Origin of the sequence: Flavobacterium luteolum (assembly GCF_027111275.1) — a bacterium.
GTDB classification, from domain to species: Bacteria; Bacteroidota; Bacteroidia; order Flavobacteriales; family Flavobacteriaceae; genus Flavobacterium; species Flavobacterium luteolum.
The window spans coordinates 4,151,465-4,168,300 of sequence record NZ_CP114286.1; the positions used below are offsets into that span (position 1 = coordinate 4,151,465).

Below are 16,836 nucleotides of genomic sequence, written 5' to 3' on the forward strand. Positions count from 1 at the left end.
TAAGATGCTAAGATTCTAAGGTTTCTGTAGCAACTTTTTATTTTTTAGTTTCTAAGGTTTCGAGATTCTAAGAGGCTAAGATTAGTTTTGAAAAAAAACTTAGAACCTTAGCATCTTAGAACCTTAGCACCTTTAAATATTTCCTATTCGAATAACGTCTGCAAAAATTCCCGAAGCTGTTACCGCTGCTCCGGCTCCGGCTCCTTTGATCAATAAAGGCTGATCTACGTAACGATCTGTGTAAAATAATACAATATTGTCTTTTCCTTCTAAATTGTAAAAAGGATGATCTTTTGGAATGAATTGCAGACCTACGCTTGCTTTTCCGTTTTCGAATTGCGCTACGTATTTCAATCTTGAATCCTTGGTTAAAGCTTCTTTATAAATACCTTCAAAATGCGAAGCGTGTTTGATTAACGATGCGAAGAAATCTTCGTTGTTTGTTGTTGCTAAACATTCTGCTGGCAAGAACGATTCGTTTGCAATGGCGTCAATATCCATTTCGTAACCGCTTTCGCGAATCAAAATCAGGATTTTACGCGCTACGTCGATTCCGCTTAAGTCAATTTTTGGATCTGGTTCTGTGAAACCTTGAACTCCCGCTTCTTTTACCACATCGTGGAAAGAGTTGTTTTCGTCAAAATTGTTGAAAATAAAGTTCAAACTTCCAGATAAAACTGCCTGAATTTTATGCACTTTATCTCCAGACGCAATCAGATTTTTTACTGTATCAATAATTGGCAATCCCGCACCAACATTCGTTTCAAACAAGAAAGGAGCGTTATATTGACGAGATAAGCTTTTTAGTTTTTTATAGTTGTCATAAGCAGAAGAACAAGCAATTTTATTACAAGTTACAACGGCAATACTTTCTTTTAAGAATTTTTCGTAAGCTTCAGAAACCGTTGCATTTGCAGTGATGTCCACGAAAATACTGTTACGTAAATTCAGTTCTTTTGCCTTTTTGATGAATTCTTCAATGCTTGCTGGTTCACCTTCGCTTAAAGCGGAATCCCAACTTTTTAAAGAAATTCCGTCTTCGTCAAATACCATTTTTCTAGAATTAGACAAAGCAATTACGCGAACGTTGATCTTTAAATTATCTTTTAAGAACTTTCTTTGGTTGTGAATCTGCTCGATGAATTTTTCTCCCACATTTCCAACTCCCATTACAAATAGGTTCAGCTGTTTTGTGTTTTCTTCGAAGAAATTTTCGTGTAAAGTATTCAATGCTTTTTTAACGTCTCTTTCGTTAATTACAGTCGAAATGTTTCTTTCAGAAGCACCTTGTGCAATGGCACGAATGTTTACGTTGTTTTTTCCTAAAGTGCTAAACATTCTTCCGCTTAAACCTTGGTGGTTTTTCATGTTTTCGCCTACCAAAGCAATAATGCAAAGATCTTTTTCTACATAACAAGGATCGATTTTGTTCTGCGAAATTTCGATTTCAAAAGCGCTGTTAATTGCAGCTTCGGCATTATCAGCATCCGAATTCAAGATTCCGATACAGATTGAATGTTCAGAAGAAGCCTGAGTAATAAAAATAACGTTGATTTTTTCTTGAGATAATACTTCAAACAAACGTCTAGAAGAACCTGCAACTCCAATCATTCCTGGACCTTCAAGAGTTAAAAGCGAAATATGATCGATGTGGCTAATTCCTTTTACAACAGTATCTTTTGATGAAACCTGATTCGAAATCAAAGTTCCCTCAGCTTCTGGTTCAAAAGTATTTTTGATTAAAATTGGAATATTTTTTCTTAAAACCGGCTGAATTGTTGGCGGATACAACACTTTTGCACCAAAGTGCGACAATTCCATCGCTTCTTGATAAGAGATGTTTGAAATTGGCTGAGCTTGTTTTACAATTTTTGGGTTTGCTGTAAACATTCCGTTTACGTCAGTCCAGATTTCTAGTTGTTCCACATTGATTGCTCCAGCGATAATGGCTGCAGTATAATCAGATCCACCGCGACCTAAAGTCGAAGTGATTCCGTCAAGAGTCTGCGCTATAAATCCAGGCATGATATTGATTTTCGCTTCATTCGAACCAAAATATTCCTGAATTAATTTATTTGAAACTTCAAAGTTTACAACTGCTTTTCCGAAGTTATTATCTGTTTTAATTAATTCTCTACTGTCTTTGTAAACTGCATCTTTACTGATTTGCTCATAGGCTTTAGCAATAATGAAAGACGATAGCAATTCTCCAAAACTTAAAATTGTATCGGCAGTTCTAGGAGATAATTCGCCAAGCAAGAAACATCCGTCCAATAAAGTTTCTAAATGGTTGATGATTCTTTTCACATGGCTTAAAAGGCTGCTTTGTTCGCTAACAGGAATAAGTTCTTTTAGTGTGTCAAGATGTTTTTTCTCGATTTCAGCCACAACTTCTCTAAAGCTTTCGTCGTTTGCTGCTGCTTTTGCCGCTGCCAATTGCAGTAAATCGGTTACTTTGCTTAACGCTGAAACTACTACAACTAATTGATCCTGCTTAGATTTTTGGTTTACAATTTCGAGAACGAGTTTTATATTTTGAGCATTGGCAACCGAAGTTCCGCCAAATTTTAATACTTTCATTTTGTGATATTTTTTTTCTTTTGATGCAAATATTTTTATGTATCCAATAACTCTCTTCTTTCAAGAAAAAAGTATAGGTAACCTAGGATTATATGTAAAAATGTATACCCCTAAGGGGTAGTAGTTGTTGTAGTAGTAATAATGGTAGCAGCAATTGCAACTCCTGTTTGAGCTGTAATAATTGTAGATTGATATTTTATGCTGTTACTTTTCATTTTTGATTTTTCAAAAGTACAGCTTTTTATATGAGTTAAAAACTTAGAAGGCGTTTTTACGAATATTTTAATAATTCAAATCTCTATAAATCAATATTGAGTATTTGTTAAAATTGAATATGCTAAATTGATGTTTTGATATATTTTGGATAGCTTTTTTTTGGGATTTAGTCCATGCAAATGATTGATGTTTAATTCAAAAGGACCTTAAAAATGGGATGTAACGGTATATTTTGATCTGAAAAGCGATTTGAAATAGTTAAACCGCTTTTAAAGAAATCTTAATTATTGTGATAAAATGTTGCTTTTTAATATTGATTTGTTGAATTTTGGCGTTTAAAATTTACAATCATCATGAGAGAGATCCATTATATAAGTTCAGAAACGATTACTTTAGAAACATTACAAGAAATTTTAAGTCAGAATAAAATTCTTGAATTATCTGAAGAAGCTAAAGTAAATGTTCAGAAATGCCGCGATTATTTAGATAAGAAAATGGCATCGCATACTGCACCAATTTACGGTATCAATACTGGTTTCGGATCTTTATATAGTGTAAAAATCTCTAATGAAAACTTATCTAAGCTTCAAGAAAACTTAGTAAAATCGCACTCTTGTGGTACTGGCGAGGAAGTTCCTGCCGAAATTGTAAAAATGATGTTGCTGCTTAAAATCCAATCTTTAAGCTATGGACATTCAGGAGTTCAATTGATCACTTTACAGCGTTTGGTTGATTTTTACAATAATGATATTCTGCCTATTATTTACACGCAAGGTTCGCTTGGAGCTTCAGGAGATTTAGCTCCTTTGGCACATTTGTCTTTGCCTTTAATTGGAGAAGGAATTGTATTGTTTGAAGGAAAAAAGGTAGCTTCTGCCGAAGTTTTGAAGCAGTTTAACTGGGAACCGATTGTTTTACAGTCAAAAGAAGGTTTGGCTTTATTGAACGGAACTCAGTTTATGAGTGCTTACGGAGCTCATATTTTAATTAAAGCTTATAAATATTCGTATTTAGCAGATTTAATCGGAACTATTTCTCTAGAAGGTTTTGATGGAAGAATCGAGCCATTCAACGAATTGATACATTATATACGTCCGCACAAAGGACAAATCGTAACGGCACAAAGAATAACTGAATTCTTAGACGGAAGTGAAATTATCACTCAGGAAAAGAAACACGTTCAAGATCCGTATTCTTTCCGTTGTATGCCACAAGTTCACGGAGCTTCAAAAGATGCGATCGATTATGTTCGAAAAGTATTCAAAACAGAAATCAACTCAGTTACAGATAATCCAAACATATTTATTGAAGCCGATCAGATTATTTCTGGCGGAAATTTCCACGGACAGCCTTTGGCTTTAGCTTTAGATTTTATGGCAATTGCTTTGGCCGAATTAGGAAGTATTTCTGAAAGAAGAACCTATCAGTTAATTTCGGGATTGCGTAATCTTCCGGCATTTTTGGTTGATAACCCGGGATTAAATTCAGGTTTCATGATTCCGCAATATACTGCAGCAAGTATTGCAAGTCAAAACAAGCAATTAGCAACACCAGCAAGTATCGATAGTATTGTTTCAAGCAACGGTCAGGAAGATCACGTAAGCATGGGAGCAAACGGCGCTACAAAAGCCTTACGTATTTTAGATAATTTAGAGCGTATTTTGGCAATCGAATTATTAAATGCATCTCAGGCAATTGCCTACAGAGAGCCTTTAAAATCAAGTGATTTTATTGAAATGTTCTTAAACAGCTACAGAGAAGTTGTGCCTTTGGTAAAAGAAGACAGAATCTTACATAATGACATAGAAAACACGGTGTTATTCCTTGAGAGTTTTCAAATTGAAAACGATTTGTTAACAATGGCTTAACACTGAAACGTGTTATTGAAGGTAATTTTGCGCTATCAAAAATAAAACAATGTCAATAAACAGTATTTTCCAATTTTTAGTGCCGAAAGACAAAAAATTCTTTCCACTTTTTGAAGAGGCTTCTAGCAATTTAATTGAATTAGCTTCTAACTTACACGAAGCTGTAAATTTACCATTAAAAGAAAGAGAAATTCTTTTTCAAAAGATTGACGAATTAGAACAAAAAGGAGAAGACATTACACGTCAGACTAACCTTGAGTTAAGCAGAAACTTTATTACTCCGTTTGATAGAGAAGATATTCATACATTAATTACTTCAATTGACAACGTTGCAGATTACCTTCACGGTGCATCTAGCCGTATGAGATTGTATCAAGTTGATAAGATTACAAAATCTATCAGAAAGATGACAGAAATCAACCTTGAAGCTTGTCAAAACATTGACAGTGCTGTAAAAGAGTTGAGAAACTTACAAAACTTTAAAGTTATTAAAGATGCTTGTGCTAGAATTAACAAACTAGAAAACAAGTCTGATAACGTATATAACAAAGCAGTTTTTGAAATTTTTGAAAACGAAACAGACGCTAAAAATATTATTAAATATAAAGAGGTGTTATCTGTTTTAGAATCAGCAACAGACAAATGTAAGAGTGTTGCGAACATACTAGAATCTATTTCTGTAAAACATTCTTAATTCAATTTTTCAATCTGAAGTTATAATTTTATGACGCTACTTATATTAATTATAGTATTAGCCTTAATTTTTGATTACATCAATGGTTTTCATGATGCGGCAAATGCTATAGCGACTGTTGTTGCAACAAAGGTTTTGACACCTTTTCAGGCGGTTGTCTGGGCAGCATTTTTTAACTTTCTGGCTTATTGGGTTTTTGGATTTGGTGTTGCGGATACTGTTGCTAAAACAGCGCACACAATGGAAATTAACCTTGTTGTTATCCTAGCCGGAGTAATTGCAGCAATCTGTTGGAATTTATTGACTTGGTGGTTAGGAATCCCTTCAAGTTCTTCGCATACCTTAATTGGAGGTTTTGCAGGAGCAGCTGTAGCGCACGCTATTGCAGTTCATGGTTTCTCTGGTTATGTTGGAGAAGATGGGGCAACTCACTATTGGTACGAAATTGTAAGCTGGTATAAGGCTGGTAAAGATGGCGGAATGCCTTCGGGAGTCCTCATTATTATTGCATTTATTGTATTAGCACCGCTTTTAGGAGTTATTGCATCTTACCTAATTTCGATTTGGCTGCTAAATGCTTCACGTAAAAGTATCGGACCAAAAATATTTACTGTAGCTTTAATGCTTGCCACGATTTGGTTTGTTTACGTTCAAATGGTTTCTTATGAAGAAATTGTAGAGCACGGAAAACCTCGTTTTGATTCTCATTTCTGGAGCGTTGTATTCGATTCTCATAATATTAAATGGTTCTTAGTTGCTTTCATTATCTTGACAGTAAGCGGATTTTGTTTAATATTCAGCAGTTTAAATCTTCATCAGGCAGATGCTGCTTTAAAGAAAATGCAATTATTATCTTCTGCGGCATTTAGTTTAGGGCACGGAGGAAACGATTCTCAAAAAGTAATGGGTATTATTGCTGCAGCGGTAGCAGTATATATCAATACTAATCCAGGAGTTCACATGGATGCTTGGTTAGATGTTGTGCTTCCAAATGATGACGCAGGTATTAAAGGTGTAATGCCAAGCTGGATTCCATTAGCGTGTTATTCTGCGATTGCAGCAGGAACTTTGAGTGGTGGATGGAAAATTGTGAAAACAATGGGTTCTAAAATTACCAAAGTAAGTTCGTTTGAAGGTGTTGCAGCAGAAACTGCAGGTGCTTTGACGCTTTACTTTACAGAGCACTTAAAAATTCCAGTAAGTACGACACACACTATTACAGGATCTATTATTGGTGTTGGATTAACAAAACGTGTTTCTGCCGTTAGATGGGGAGTTACAGTAAGTTTAATCTGGGCTTGGATCTTAACTATTCCAATTTCAGCTTTATTGGCAGGTTTGGTTTATTTTATTCTAAGCGTCTTTATTTAATCTGAGAAAATGAATTTTGTAAAATGTGAAAAGTAAATCACATTTTGTTAATATAGAAAACCGATTTCAAATCTGAAATCGGTTTTTTTTGTTTTAATTTGTTTTAAAGTGAAAGAATAAAAACTTTTGTAGGTTATAGATAAAACCGATTTTGCTGAGTTTTGTAAATACATTAATATTTAAAATAATGAAGAGAATAATTTTATTGGTTTTGATGCTGATTGTAAAAACTGGTTTTGCTCAGGCAAATGACAAAACTTTTAAATATGGTTTTGTTGATCAGACAGGAAAAGAAATAGTTCCTTGCAAATACGACGGTATTACTGCTTTTGAAAATGGGTTTGCTGTTGTGCAATTAAAAGGCAAAAGCGGGGTAGTTGATAAAACCGGAAAAGAAGTAATTCGCTGTATTTATGATGAAATAATTAATAAGCAGAATTGGATAACTGTAAGCAATAAAAATGCTAAAGCTCAATATTTAATAAAGTCTTCAGATGTTTTGCTGACTAAAAAATACGATGATGCAAAAACTTTATCTCCAGAAATTACAGCTGTAAAACTAAATAATAAATGGGGTTTTATAGATGTGGTTGGAGAAGAAATAACTCCGAATTATGACGAGATAATTGACTTTGCAGATCGATTTGTAGTTGTGAAATTAAATGGCAAATTTGGTATTGTGGATCAGATTGGGAAAGAGGTTGTTCCTCCAATTTATGATCGTGTTCAAAATTTTAAAGAAGGTTTTGCAGTAGTAGAATCTAATAATAAGTTTGGAGTAATTAGTGAAGAAGGGAAGATTGTAGTTCCTGTTAAGTACGATATGAATTTTTATTTTAAGGATAATGTATCAATCGTAAAACAGGAAAATAAATATGGCATTTTGGATAACGACGGAAAAGAAATCGCTTCAATAAAATACGATTTTATGATTTTAAATGATGATTTAATTCAAGTGAAACTAGTTGATAAATACGGATTGATTGATAAAACAGGAAAAGAAATTACTCCAATTAAATATGATGGAATTGAGTCATTTAAAGACGGAATTGCTGTGATAAAGTTGGACGGAAAATATGGTTTTATTGATAAAGAAGGAAAAGAAATTGTAGTGCCCAAATACGAAAAAGCAGATGATTTTAAAGATGGTTTAGGCACTGTCAGAATCCAAGTCGGAAAATAAAAATCAGAACTTTTGAAGATTTTTACGATTGTGTTTTCGTTTATAATGCGTCTGCTTAAGCTGTTTCTGATCTTTCGAAATAATACTAATAGTTCCGTCAATTTCGAGCATAGCGAGTTTAATATCGGTTAAATGCTCCAAGCCATGTTCGCGTGCCGCTTCTTTTAATTCTTCGTGCGAAACATCTAATCTGCTCAAAGTTTGAAAATCTAATATACCGTCATGAATTAAGATTTCGGGTTTGTCAAGTAGTAAATCTCCAAGAGTTTTGAATCTCTTTGTCAATTTTTTAATAGCAAAGTTGATCGAAAACAAAACTAATGCTGCGATTAGTCCTCCGATTAAACTTGTGTCAGGACCAACCATCGCATTTTGAACAGAGTTGCTGATCAATAAAATTAGAATTATGTCGGCAGTATTTAATTGCGAAAGTTCTTTTTTGCCAAAAACGCGAAGCGCAATTGTCATGAAGAAATACACAGCAACGCTTCTGATAATAATATCTAAATAAGGAAAAGTCATGTTTTTTATTTTAAAGTTAAATAAAAAAGCTTTGCCAAAGTTTTAAACTTTGGCAAAGCTGCTAAATTATTTATGAGAAATTAAGTTTAAATGAACTTAATTATAGTTTAAAATTCTTTTCAATAGCTCTAATCATTTCGCCAGCTACATCTTTATTAGTTGCGCCTTCAATTCCTTCAAGACCTGGCGAAGAATTTACTTCAAGCAATAATGGGCCTTTAGAAGAGCGAATAATATCAACACCAGCGACTTTTAAATCCATTGCTTTTGCGGCTTTTATGGCAATCTTTTTTTCTTCGGCAGTTACTTTAATGACAGATGCAGTTCCGCCCAAATGAATGTTTGCTCTAAATTCACCAGGCATAGCTTCACGCTGAATAGCGGCAACCACTTTTCCGTCGATTACAAAACATCGAATATCTTTTCCGTTAGCTTCTTTGATGAATTCCTGAACCAAGATATTAGCATTTAAACTTTTAAAAGCATTGATCACACTTTCTGCAGCTTTTTTGGTTTCAGCTAAAACAACGCCTTTTCCTTGTGTTCCTTCCAATAATTTTACAATTAAAGGTGATCCGCCTACCATTTTAATTAAATTGTCTGTATCAAGCGGAGAATTAGCAAATCCTGTAGTTGGAATGTCGATTCCACTGTTTAAAAGTAATTGCAGTGAATATAATTTATCTCGAGATTGAGTAATAGCTGTCGCTGAATTTAGCACAAAGACTTTTAAAGCTTCAAATTGACGTGTCAAAGCGCAGCCGTAAAAAGTAATGCTTGGTCGGATTCTTGGAATAATAGCGTCAAATTCGTTTAAGATTTTACCGCCTCTATAATGAATTTCAGGTTTTTTAGCGTCTAGTTTCATGTAGCATTCTTTAATATTTAAAAAATGCATTTCATGTCCGCGCATTTCACCCGCTTCCATGATTCTTTTATTGCTGTATAATTCTGGATTACTGGCTAAAAGACCAATTCGTAAACCTGTCGTTGCTTTTTCTGAGTTCTGGTATAATTCTTTTAAGGATTCTGCTGTAGGCTGTCCTAAAAGATATTTTTGTTCTGGATCGACTAAAACCCTTCCGCTCATCGCTTCGCGTCCTAAAAGCATTCTAAATCCCATAGAATCACGATTAGTCAAAGTCATTTCGATTGGCCATTTTGCATCGCCAATTTTTAAGTTGGTTTGGATCACGTAGCGATGTTCTCTAAATCCGCTCGAACTTTTTACAATTCGTTTGTCAACCAAAGGAGCTTCGCAATGAATAATGGTTTTGATATTATTCTGAATCGGGTTAATGTCGAATTTTACCCAATTCGCATCATTTTTTATGAAAGGAGCTATGTTTAGAGCGTGCATTGCCGAAGTTTTGGCGCCAGAATCTACACGAGCCTTAATTGTCGGGATTCCTAGTTCTGGAAATGAGCACCATTCTTCGCTGCCTAAAATGACTTTGTTTTGAAGCATATTTTGTTTTGTATTATAGAATTTAAATTCAAAAATAGCTATTTGCTTTTATTAAAGATAGTGATTTTTGATAAAAAAAATACCCGTTATGTTATGAAAACGTAACGGGCATATTATGAATGTTATAAATTTTGACTAATTTATTGATTCGATGGCTCTTCGGCTTTGTGAATTTCAACTGATAATTCTTGAGAATCATCTTTTAAGTCCATCATGATTTCATCGCCAGAATGAATTTTTGAAGTGATAATTTCTTCGGCCAACAAATCTTCAACGTATTTCTGAATTGCTCTTTTCAATGGTCTAGCTCCAAACTGTTTGTCAAAACCTTTTTCAGCAATAAATGCTTTGGCTTTGTCTGTTAAAGTTAATTTGTAGCCTAACTCTGCAATGCGAGAATATAGTTTTTTCAATTCGATTTCGATAATCAAATCAATATCTGATTTTTCTAAACTGTTGAATACAATTACGTCATCAATTCTGTTTAAGAACTCAGGAGCAAAGGTTTTCTTCAATGCATTTTCGATAATGCTTTTTGAGTTTTCATCAGCTTGTGCTGTTCTTGCAGCAGTACCGAATCCAACACCTTGTCCGAAATCTTTTAGCTGACGTGCACCAACGTTAGATGTCATGATGATGATAGTATTTTTAAAGTCAATTTTACGACCTAAACTATCTGTTAAATATCCGTCATCTAAAACCTGAAGCATCATGTTGAATACATCTGGGTGTGCTTTTTCGATCTCATCTAAAAGAACCACACAGTAAGGTTTTCTACGAACTTTCTCAGTCAATTGACCACCTTCTTCATATCCAACGTATCCTGGAGGCGCTCCAACTAAACGAGAGATCGCAAATTTCTCCATGTATTCGCTCATGTCGATACGAACTAAAGCATCTTCAGAGTCAAATAATTCTTTTGCTAAAACTTTAGCCAATTGCGTTTTACCAACACCAGTCTGACCTAAGAAAATGAACGAACCAATTGGCTTGTTTGGATCTTTAAGACCAGCTCTGTTACGCTGAATAGAACGAGCAATTTTAAGAACCGCTTCGTTTTGACCAATTACTTTGTTTTGAATTAGTTCAGGCAAGTGCGCTAATTTATTGCTTTCTGTTTGTGCAATTCTGTTTACAGGAATTCCAGTCATCATAGAAACAACATCGGCTACATTATCTTCTGTAACTTCAATTCTGTTGTTTTTAGAATCTTCTTCCCATTGTTCTTGTGCTAAAGCAAGATCTTTTTCGATACGTTTTTCATCATCGCGAAGTTTGGCAGCTTCTTCATATTTTTGTTTTTTAACAACCATATTTTTCATTTCGCGAACTTCTTCCAGCTGACGTTCTAAATCCAAAATTTGTTTCGGAACATCGATGTTGGTAATGTGTACGCGAGAACCAGCCTCATCCATAGCATCAATAGCTTTGTCTGGTAAGAAACGCTCAGACATATATCTGTTTGTTAATTTAACGCAGGCTTCAATAGCTTCTGGAGTATAAGTTACGTTGTGGTGATCTTCGTATTTATCTTTTACGTTGTTCAAAATCGCAATAGTTTCTTCAACAGAAGTTGGTTCTACAATTACCTTTTGGAAACGTCTTTCTAAAGCACCGTCTTTCTCAATATATTGTCTGTACTCATCAAGAGTAGTAGCACCAATACATTGAATTTCACCTCTTGCTAAAGCAGGTTTGAACATGTTTGAAGCATCAAGCGAACCTGTTGCTCCACCAGCACCTACAATAGTATGGATCTCATCAATAAAAAGAATAATATCATCATTTTTTTCAAGCTCGTTCATTACGGCTTTCATTCTTTCTTCAAATTGTCCTCTGTATTTAGTTCCCGCTACTAGGCTTGCTAAATCTAAAGTAACAACACGTTTGTGGAAAAGAATACGAGATACTTTCTTTTGAATAATACGCAAAGCAAGTCCTTCTGCAATAGCAGATTTACCAACTCCAGGCTCTCCAATAAGAAGCGGATTGTTCTTTTTTCTACGGCTTAAAATTTGCGATACACGCTCAATTTCTTTTTCTCGTCCTACAACAGGGTCTAATTTCCCTTCCTCAGCCATTTCTGTTAAATCTCTCCCAAAATTGTCTAAAACTGGGGTTTTAGATTTTTTGTTTGACTTATTGGCGGGATTATTAAAACTGCTTTCTTTTAGACTGTCATCTTGTCCTGAATCGTCATTATACGATTCGTTTCTTGGCAAGTTTTCTAAGAATTCTTCTTCGTTTGGAGTCATATTTAAGTACTGTTCTTTAGCTACGTCATAATCTATTTTTAGCTTATTCAATAGCTTGGTTGTTGGATCGTTTTCGTTTCGTAAGATGCATAACAGCAAATGTGCGGTGCTAATCGATGAACTTTGAAATACTTTTGCTTCCAGAAAAGTGGTCTTCAGGGCTCTTTCGGCCTGTCGGGTAAGATGAAGGTTTTTCTTTTCGGCATTTACTTCAACGCTCAGGTTGGCAGGGCTCAGTATTTCTACTTTTCTGCGTAAATGATCTAAATCGACATCTAGGTTATTAAGTATATGAATAGCTTTTCCGTTACCATCTCTTAAAATACCTAGCATAAGATGTTCTGTACCAATAAAGTCGTGCCCTAGACGTAGAGCTTCCTCTTTACTGTACGTAATAACATCTTTTACTCTTGGTGAAAAATTATCATCCATAATATATAATTGGTATTGTAAATTTAGTGAATTACAGTTTTAAAAACAAAAACCGTACCCATCGACATCTCCTGTCAGCTAATAGACGAAAAAAAAGACAATAAAAGAGTTAAAAAACGTTTAATTTATTAACTAAAAGCCAAAATAAAGTTGTTAATAAATCATTTAAATAAGTGTAAGGAAATAGCTGAAAAAAATTTAAAAAAACGTATCTTGGCACGCTTTGAAACTATTATAATTATTTAATATAACAACTTATGTCTGAAGGAGAAAAGTTAATTCCTATTAACATTGAAGATGAAATGAAATCAGCTTACATCGATTATTCGATGTCAGTAATTGTATCGAGAGCACTTCCTGATGTTAGAGATGGCTTGAAACCAGTGCATCGAAGAGTTCTTTACGGAATGTATGATTTAGGTGTAACATCAAGATCTGCCCATAAAAAATCTGCAAGAATCGTGGGAGAGGTTCTGGGTAAGTATCACCCGCACGGAGATACCTCTGTTTACGACGCAATGGTTCGTATGGCTCAAGAGTGGAGTATGCGATATTTATTAGTTGATGGTCAGGGTAACTTTGGTTCTGTCGATGGAGATAGTCCTGCAGCAATGCGTTATACTGAGGCCAGAATGCGTAAAATTTCTGAAGAGATTATGGCCGATATCGAAAAAGAGACAGTTGATTTTCAATTGAACTTTGACGATACAATATATGAACCAAAAGTAATGCCAACAAGAGTTCCTACTTTATTAGTAAATGGAGCAACAGGTATTGCAGTTGGTATGGCGACAAACATGCCGCCACACAATTTAACTGAAGTTATCAACGGTACTTTAGCATATCTTGATAATAACGATATTGAAGTAGATGAATTAATAACTCATATTAAAGCGCCTGATTTCCCTACTGGAGGTATTATCTACGGATATGAAGGTGTTCGTGAAGCTTTTAAAACGGGTAGAGGACGTATTGTAATGCGTGCTAAAGTCGGTTTCGAAGAAGTGGACGGAAGAGAATGTATTATTGTTACAGAAATTCCATATCAAGTTAACAAAGCCGAAATGATCAAACGTACGGCTGATTTGGTTAACGATAAAAAAATTGAAGGCATTGCCAATATTCGTGATGAATCGGATAGAAATGGTATGCGTATCGTTTACATCTTAAAACGTGATGCTACGCCAAACGTAGTTTTAAATACTTTATACAAATACACTCAATTACAATCTTCATTTAGCGTTAATAATATTGCATTAGTAAAAGGACGCCCTCAATTACTGAATCTAAAAGACATGATTCATTACTTTATTGAGCACCGTCACGATGTAGTAGTTAGAAGAACGCAGTTTGAATTACGCAAAGCAGAAGAAAGAGCACATATTTTAGAAGGATTAATTATTGCTTCTGATAATATCGACGAAGTAATCGCGTTAATTAGAGGTTCTAAAAACACAGATGAAGCAAGAGAGAAATTAATCGAAAGATTTAAATTGTCGGATATTCAGGCTCGTGCAATTGTTGAGATGCGTTTACGTCAGTTAACAGGTCTGGAGCAAGATAAATTAAGAGCTGAGTTTGACGAGTTAATGAAGTTAATCGAACATTTAAAAGCTTTATTAGCAGATGTTAATTTAAGAATTGATTTGATTAAAGAAGAGCTTACAGAAATCCGTGATAAATACGGTGATGAGCGTCGTTCTAAAATTGAATATTCTGGAGGAGATGTAAGTATTGAAGATTTGATTGCTGATGAAAATGTGGTAATTACCATTTCGCATGCAGGTTACATCAAACGTACGAATTTGACAGAATACAAAACTCAGAATAGAGGAGGAGTTGGTCAAAAAAGTGCAGGAACAAGAGATCAGGATTTCTTGGAGCACATGTTTGTGGCAACAAACCACCAATATATGATGTTCTTTACGCAAAAAGGAAAATGTTTCTGGATGCGTGTTTATGAAATTCCAGAAGGAAGCAAAACGGCAAAAGGTAGAGCAATTCAGAACTTGGTGAATATTGAAAGTGATGATAAAGTAAAAGCTTTCATTTGTACGCAAGATTTAAAAGATAAAGATTATATCAATACTCATAATCTTGTAATGGTGACTAAACAAGGACAGGTTAAGAAAACTTCTTTAGAGAAATATTCTAAACCTCGTGTAAATGGAGTTGCTGCAATTACAATTAAAGAAGGTGATGAGTTGCTTGGTGCTCAGTTAACAAATGGTGAAAGCCAAATTATCTTAGCAGTTAAATCTGGTAAATTAGTTCGTTTTGAAGAAACTAAAACTCGTCCGATGGGAAGAACAGCTTCTGGAGTACGTGGAATTACCTTAAAAGATGAAACTGACGAAGTAATCGGAATGGTTACGGTTGATAAAAATGATATTTCTGAATCACAAATCTTAGTGGTAACTGAAAACGGTTACGGAAAACGTACTAAATTGGTTGATGAAGATGGAGAAGATGTTTACAGAATTACAAACCGTGGAGGTAAAGGGGTTAAAACGCTTAATATTACTGAAAAAACAGGTAAATTAATCTCTATTAATGCAGTAACTGACTCAGATGATTTGATGATTATCAATAAATCAGGATTGACAATTAGAATGGCAATCGAAGATTTACGTGTTATGGGACGTGCAACTCAAGGTGTTAGATTGATCAATTTAAAAGGAAAAGATTCTATTGCTGCTGTAACAACTGTAATGAAAGATGATGTAGAAGAAGTAGAAGTGGATGAAGATGGAAATGTAATTGGAGCAATCGAGAGAGTTAAGCCAGACTTGGAAGTTCTTGAAGATGATGGATCTGCAGAAGATGACGATGATTCTGATGATGAAGAGGTAGAAGATGAAGACGATGCTGAGGCAGAAGATGAAGAGTCTGAAGAATAAGTAAAAAACAAAAAATTAAATACAAATAAATACCATTATGAAAAGTAAATATGTAATACTTGCATCAGCATTACTGATCTCTGTAGCTACGTTTGCTCAAAAAGATCAAATTAAAAATGCTGAAAAAGCATTAAAAGGAGGAGATGCGCAAGGTGCTCTTGCTCAATTAAAAGATGCAGAGAATTTAATTGTGAATGCTAAAGATACAGAGCAGGCGCAATATTATTTCGTTCAAGGAAATGCTTTTCTTGAACTTGCAAACAAAAAAGTTGAAGAAAGTAAAAATTTATTAGCTGCAGCTGACAGCTACAAAAAATTAATTGAAGTAGAAAAAACTTCTGGAAAACAAAAATATTCAACTCAAGCTGCTGCTTCAATTACAAACATTAAAGGTTTGTTGATTAATTCTGCAATTGCTGATACACAAGCTAGCAAACATGTTGAAGGTGCAAAAAAATTGTACGAAGCATATGAATTAGACAAAAAAGATACTATTAACTTGTACTATGCAGCTTCTACAGCTGTAAATTCACAAGATTTTGATCTTGCTTTGCCAATGTACGAAGAGTTGAAAAAAATAAATTATTCAGGAAAAGGAACTTTGTATACAGCTGTAAACAAAGCTTCTGGAAATGATGATAGTTTTGCTAATGCTAAAGAAAGAGATTTAGCTGTTAAATTAGGTACTCACGAAAAACCTAAAACTGAAGCTATTGCTTCTAAAAGAGGTGAGATCTACAAAAACTTAGCATTAATCTTAGTTCAAAAAGGACGTACAGAAGATGCTAAAAAAGCAATCGCTGATGCTAGAAAAGCAAATCCAGAAGATTCTTCTTTAATTTTAACAGAAGCTAATTTATATCTAGAGACTAAAGACTACGATATGTACAAAAAATTAGTTAATGAAGCTTTAGAGAAAGATCCTAAAAATGCTGACTTAGTATTCAATTTAGGAGTAATCAGCGCTGGGGCTAAAAACAATGCTGACGCAGAGAAATATTACTTAAAAGCAATCGAAATCAATCCTGAGTATACAAATGCTTATTTGAATCTTGCTGCATTAAAATTAGAAGCTGAAAAACCAATCATTGATGAAATGAATAAATTAGGTACTTCTGCTAAAGATATGAAACGTTACGATGTTTTAAAAGCGCAAAGAGAGGCTGTTTTCAAAGGAGTTATTCCTTACCTTAAAAAAGCAAATGAATTAGATCCTAAAAATGAGGATGTTTCTAAAACATTATTAGGAGTTTATAGCGCTCTTGAAATGACTGCAGAAGCTAAAGCTTTAAAAGCAAAAATGTAATTATTGGCATTATAAAATAAAAAAACCATTCACATTGTGAA

10 protein-coding genes are annotated in these 16,836 nt (G+C 34.3%); 6 read left to right on the top strand and 4 right to left on the bottom strand.

The window, feature by feature from the left end; genetic code table 11:
• Positions 1 to 132 precede the first annotated feature (132 nt).
• The gene (gene thrA / locus OZP10_RS17860; protein ID WP_281632081.1) at positions 133 to 2,580 is read right to left on the bottom strand and encodes a bifunctional aspartate kinase/homoserine dehydrogenase I; all 2,448 of its coding nucleotides are present in this window, start codon (positions 2,578 to 2,580) and stop codon (positions 133 to 135) included.
• Positions 2,581 to 3,149: 569 nt separating this feature from the next.
• On the opposite strand from thrA, the gene hutH reads away from it, so the two are divergent.
• From hutH to OZP10_RS17880, 4 genes are all read left to right on the top strand, one after another.
• On the top strand, positions 3,150 to 4,664 hold the full coding sequence (hutH, locus tag OZP10_RS17865; protein WP_281632082.1) for a histidine ammonia-lyase: 1,515 nt from the start codon (positions 3,150 to 3,152) through the stop codon (positions 4,662 to 4,664).
• A 49-nt stretch (positions 4,665 to 4,713) separates the two neighbouring features.
• Entirely contained in the window at positions 4,714 to 5,358 is a 645-nt protein-coding gene (locus tag OZP10_RS17870; RefSeq protein WP_008462731.1) for a DUF47 domain-containing protein, read from the top strand.
• Positions 5,359 to 5,388: 30 nt separating this feature from the next.
• Positions 5,389 to 6,729, top strand: a complete 1,341-nt coding sequence (locus OZP10_RS17875; protein ID WP_281632083.1) for an inorganic phosphate transporter — start codon at positions 5,389 to 5,391, stop codon at positions 6,727 to 6,729.
• A 187-nt stretch (positions 6,730 to 6,916) separates the two neighbouring features.
• Positions 6,917 to 7,912, top strand: a complete 996-nt coding sequence (locus OZP10_RS17880) for a WG repeat-containing protein (RefSeq protein WP_281632084.1) — start codon at positions 6,917 to 6,919, stop codon at positions 7,910 to 7,912.
• A gap of 3 nt (positions 7,913 to 7,915) precedes the next feature.
• On the opposite strand, the gene OZP10_RS17885 is transcribed toward OZP10_RS17880, so the two are convergent.
• The 3 genes from OZP10_RS17885 to OZP10_RS17895 all read right to left on the bottom strand — a co-directional run bounded on the left by OZP10_RS17885 (position 7,916) and on the right by OZP10_RS17895 (position 12,589).
• A complete protein-coding gene (locus OZP10_RS17885) occupies positions 7,916 to 8,434 on the bottom strand; it encodes a DUF421 domain-containing protein (protein ID WP_281632085.1) in 519 nt (172 codons plus the stop codon).
• Positions 8,435 to 8,534: 100 nt separating this feature from the next.
• Positions 8,535 to 9,902: a 30S ribosomal protein S6--L-glutamate ligase gene (gene rimK / locus OZP10_RS17890; RefSeq protein WP_095930862.1), complete on the bottom strand. Its 1,368-nt coding sequence runs from the start codon at positions 9,900 to 9,902 to the stop codon at positions 8,535 to 8,537.
• 140 nt (positions 9,903 to 10,042) lie between these two features.
• Positions 10,043 to 12,589 carry an ATP-dependent Clp protease ATP-binding subunit gene (locus OZP10_RS17895; protein WP_177210107.1) on the bottom strand — a complete coding sequence of 849 codons (2,547 nt, stop codon included), beginning with the start codon at positions 12,587 to 12,589 and terminating at the stop codon, positions 10,043 to 10,045.
• Between the two features lie 257 nt (positions 12,590 to 12,846).
• Between OZP10_RS17895 and gyrA the strand changes: the two genes are divergently transcribed.
• A complete protein-coding gene (gene gyrA, locus OZP10_RS17900) occupies positions 12,847 to 15,489 on the top strand; it encodes a DNA gyrase subunit A (protein ID WP_281632086.1) in 2,643 nt (880 codons plus the stop codon).
• 37 nt (positions 15,490 to 15,526) lie between these two features.
• Positions 15,527 to 16,795 (top strand): tetratricopeptide repeat protein, encoded by a 1,269-nt coding sequence (locus tag OZP10_RS17905; protein ID WP_281632087.1) that lies wholly within the window; start codon positions 15,527 to 15,529, stop codon positions 16,793 to 16,795.
• The last annotated feature ends 41 nt before the right edge of the window (positions 16,796 to 16,836 follow it).

What these genes read in the sequence shown, in the direction of transcription:
- OZP10_RS17895 (WP_177210107.1), bottom strand. Translation starts at nt 12,589, where the DNA reads ATGGATGATAATTTTTCACCAAGAGTAAAAGATGTTATTACGTACAGT.
- OZP10_RS17875 (WP_281632083.1), top strand. Translation starts at nt 5,389, where the DNA reads ATGACGCTACTTATATTAATTATAGTATTAGCCTTAATTTTTGATTAC.
- hutH (WP_281632082.1), top strand. Translation starts at nt 3,150, where the DNA reads ATGAGAGAGATCCATTATATAAGTTCAGAAACGATTACTTTAGAAACA.
- OZP10_RS17870 (WP_008462731.1), top strand. Translation starts at nt 4,714, where the DNA reads ATGTCAATAAACAGTATTTTCCAATTTTTAGTGCCGAAAGACAAAAAA.
- thrA (WP_281632081.1), bottom strand. Translation starts at nt 2,580, where the DNA reads ATGAAAGTATTAAAATTTGGCGGAACTTCGGTTGCCAATGCTCAAAAT.
- gyrA (WP_281632086.1), top strand. Translation starts at nt 12,847, where the DNA reads ATGTCTGAAGGAGAAAAGTTAATTCCTATTAACATTGAAGATGAAATG.
- rimK (WP_095930862.1), bottom strand. Translation starts at nt 9,902, where the DNA reads ATGCTTCAAAACAAAGTCATTTTAGGCAGCGAAGAATGGTGCTCATTT.
- OZP10_RS17905 (WP_281632087.1), top strand. Translation starts at nt 15,527, where the DNA reads ATGAAAAGTAAATATGTAATACTTGCATCAGCATTACTGATCTCTGTA.
- OZP10_RS17885 (WP_281632085.1), bottom strand. Translation starts at nt 8,434, where the DNA reads ATGACTTTTCCTTATTTAGATATTATTATCAGAAGCGTTGCTGTGTAT.
- OZP10_RS17880 (WP_281632084.1), top strand. Translation starts at nt 6,917, where the DNA reads ATGAAGAGAATAATTTTATTGGTTTTGATGCTGATTGTAAAAACTGGT.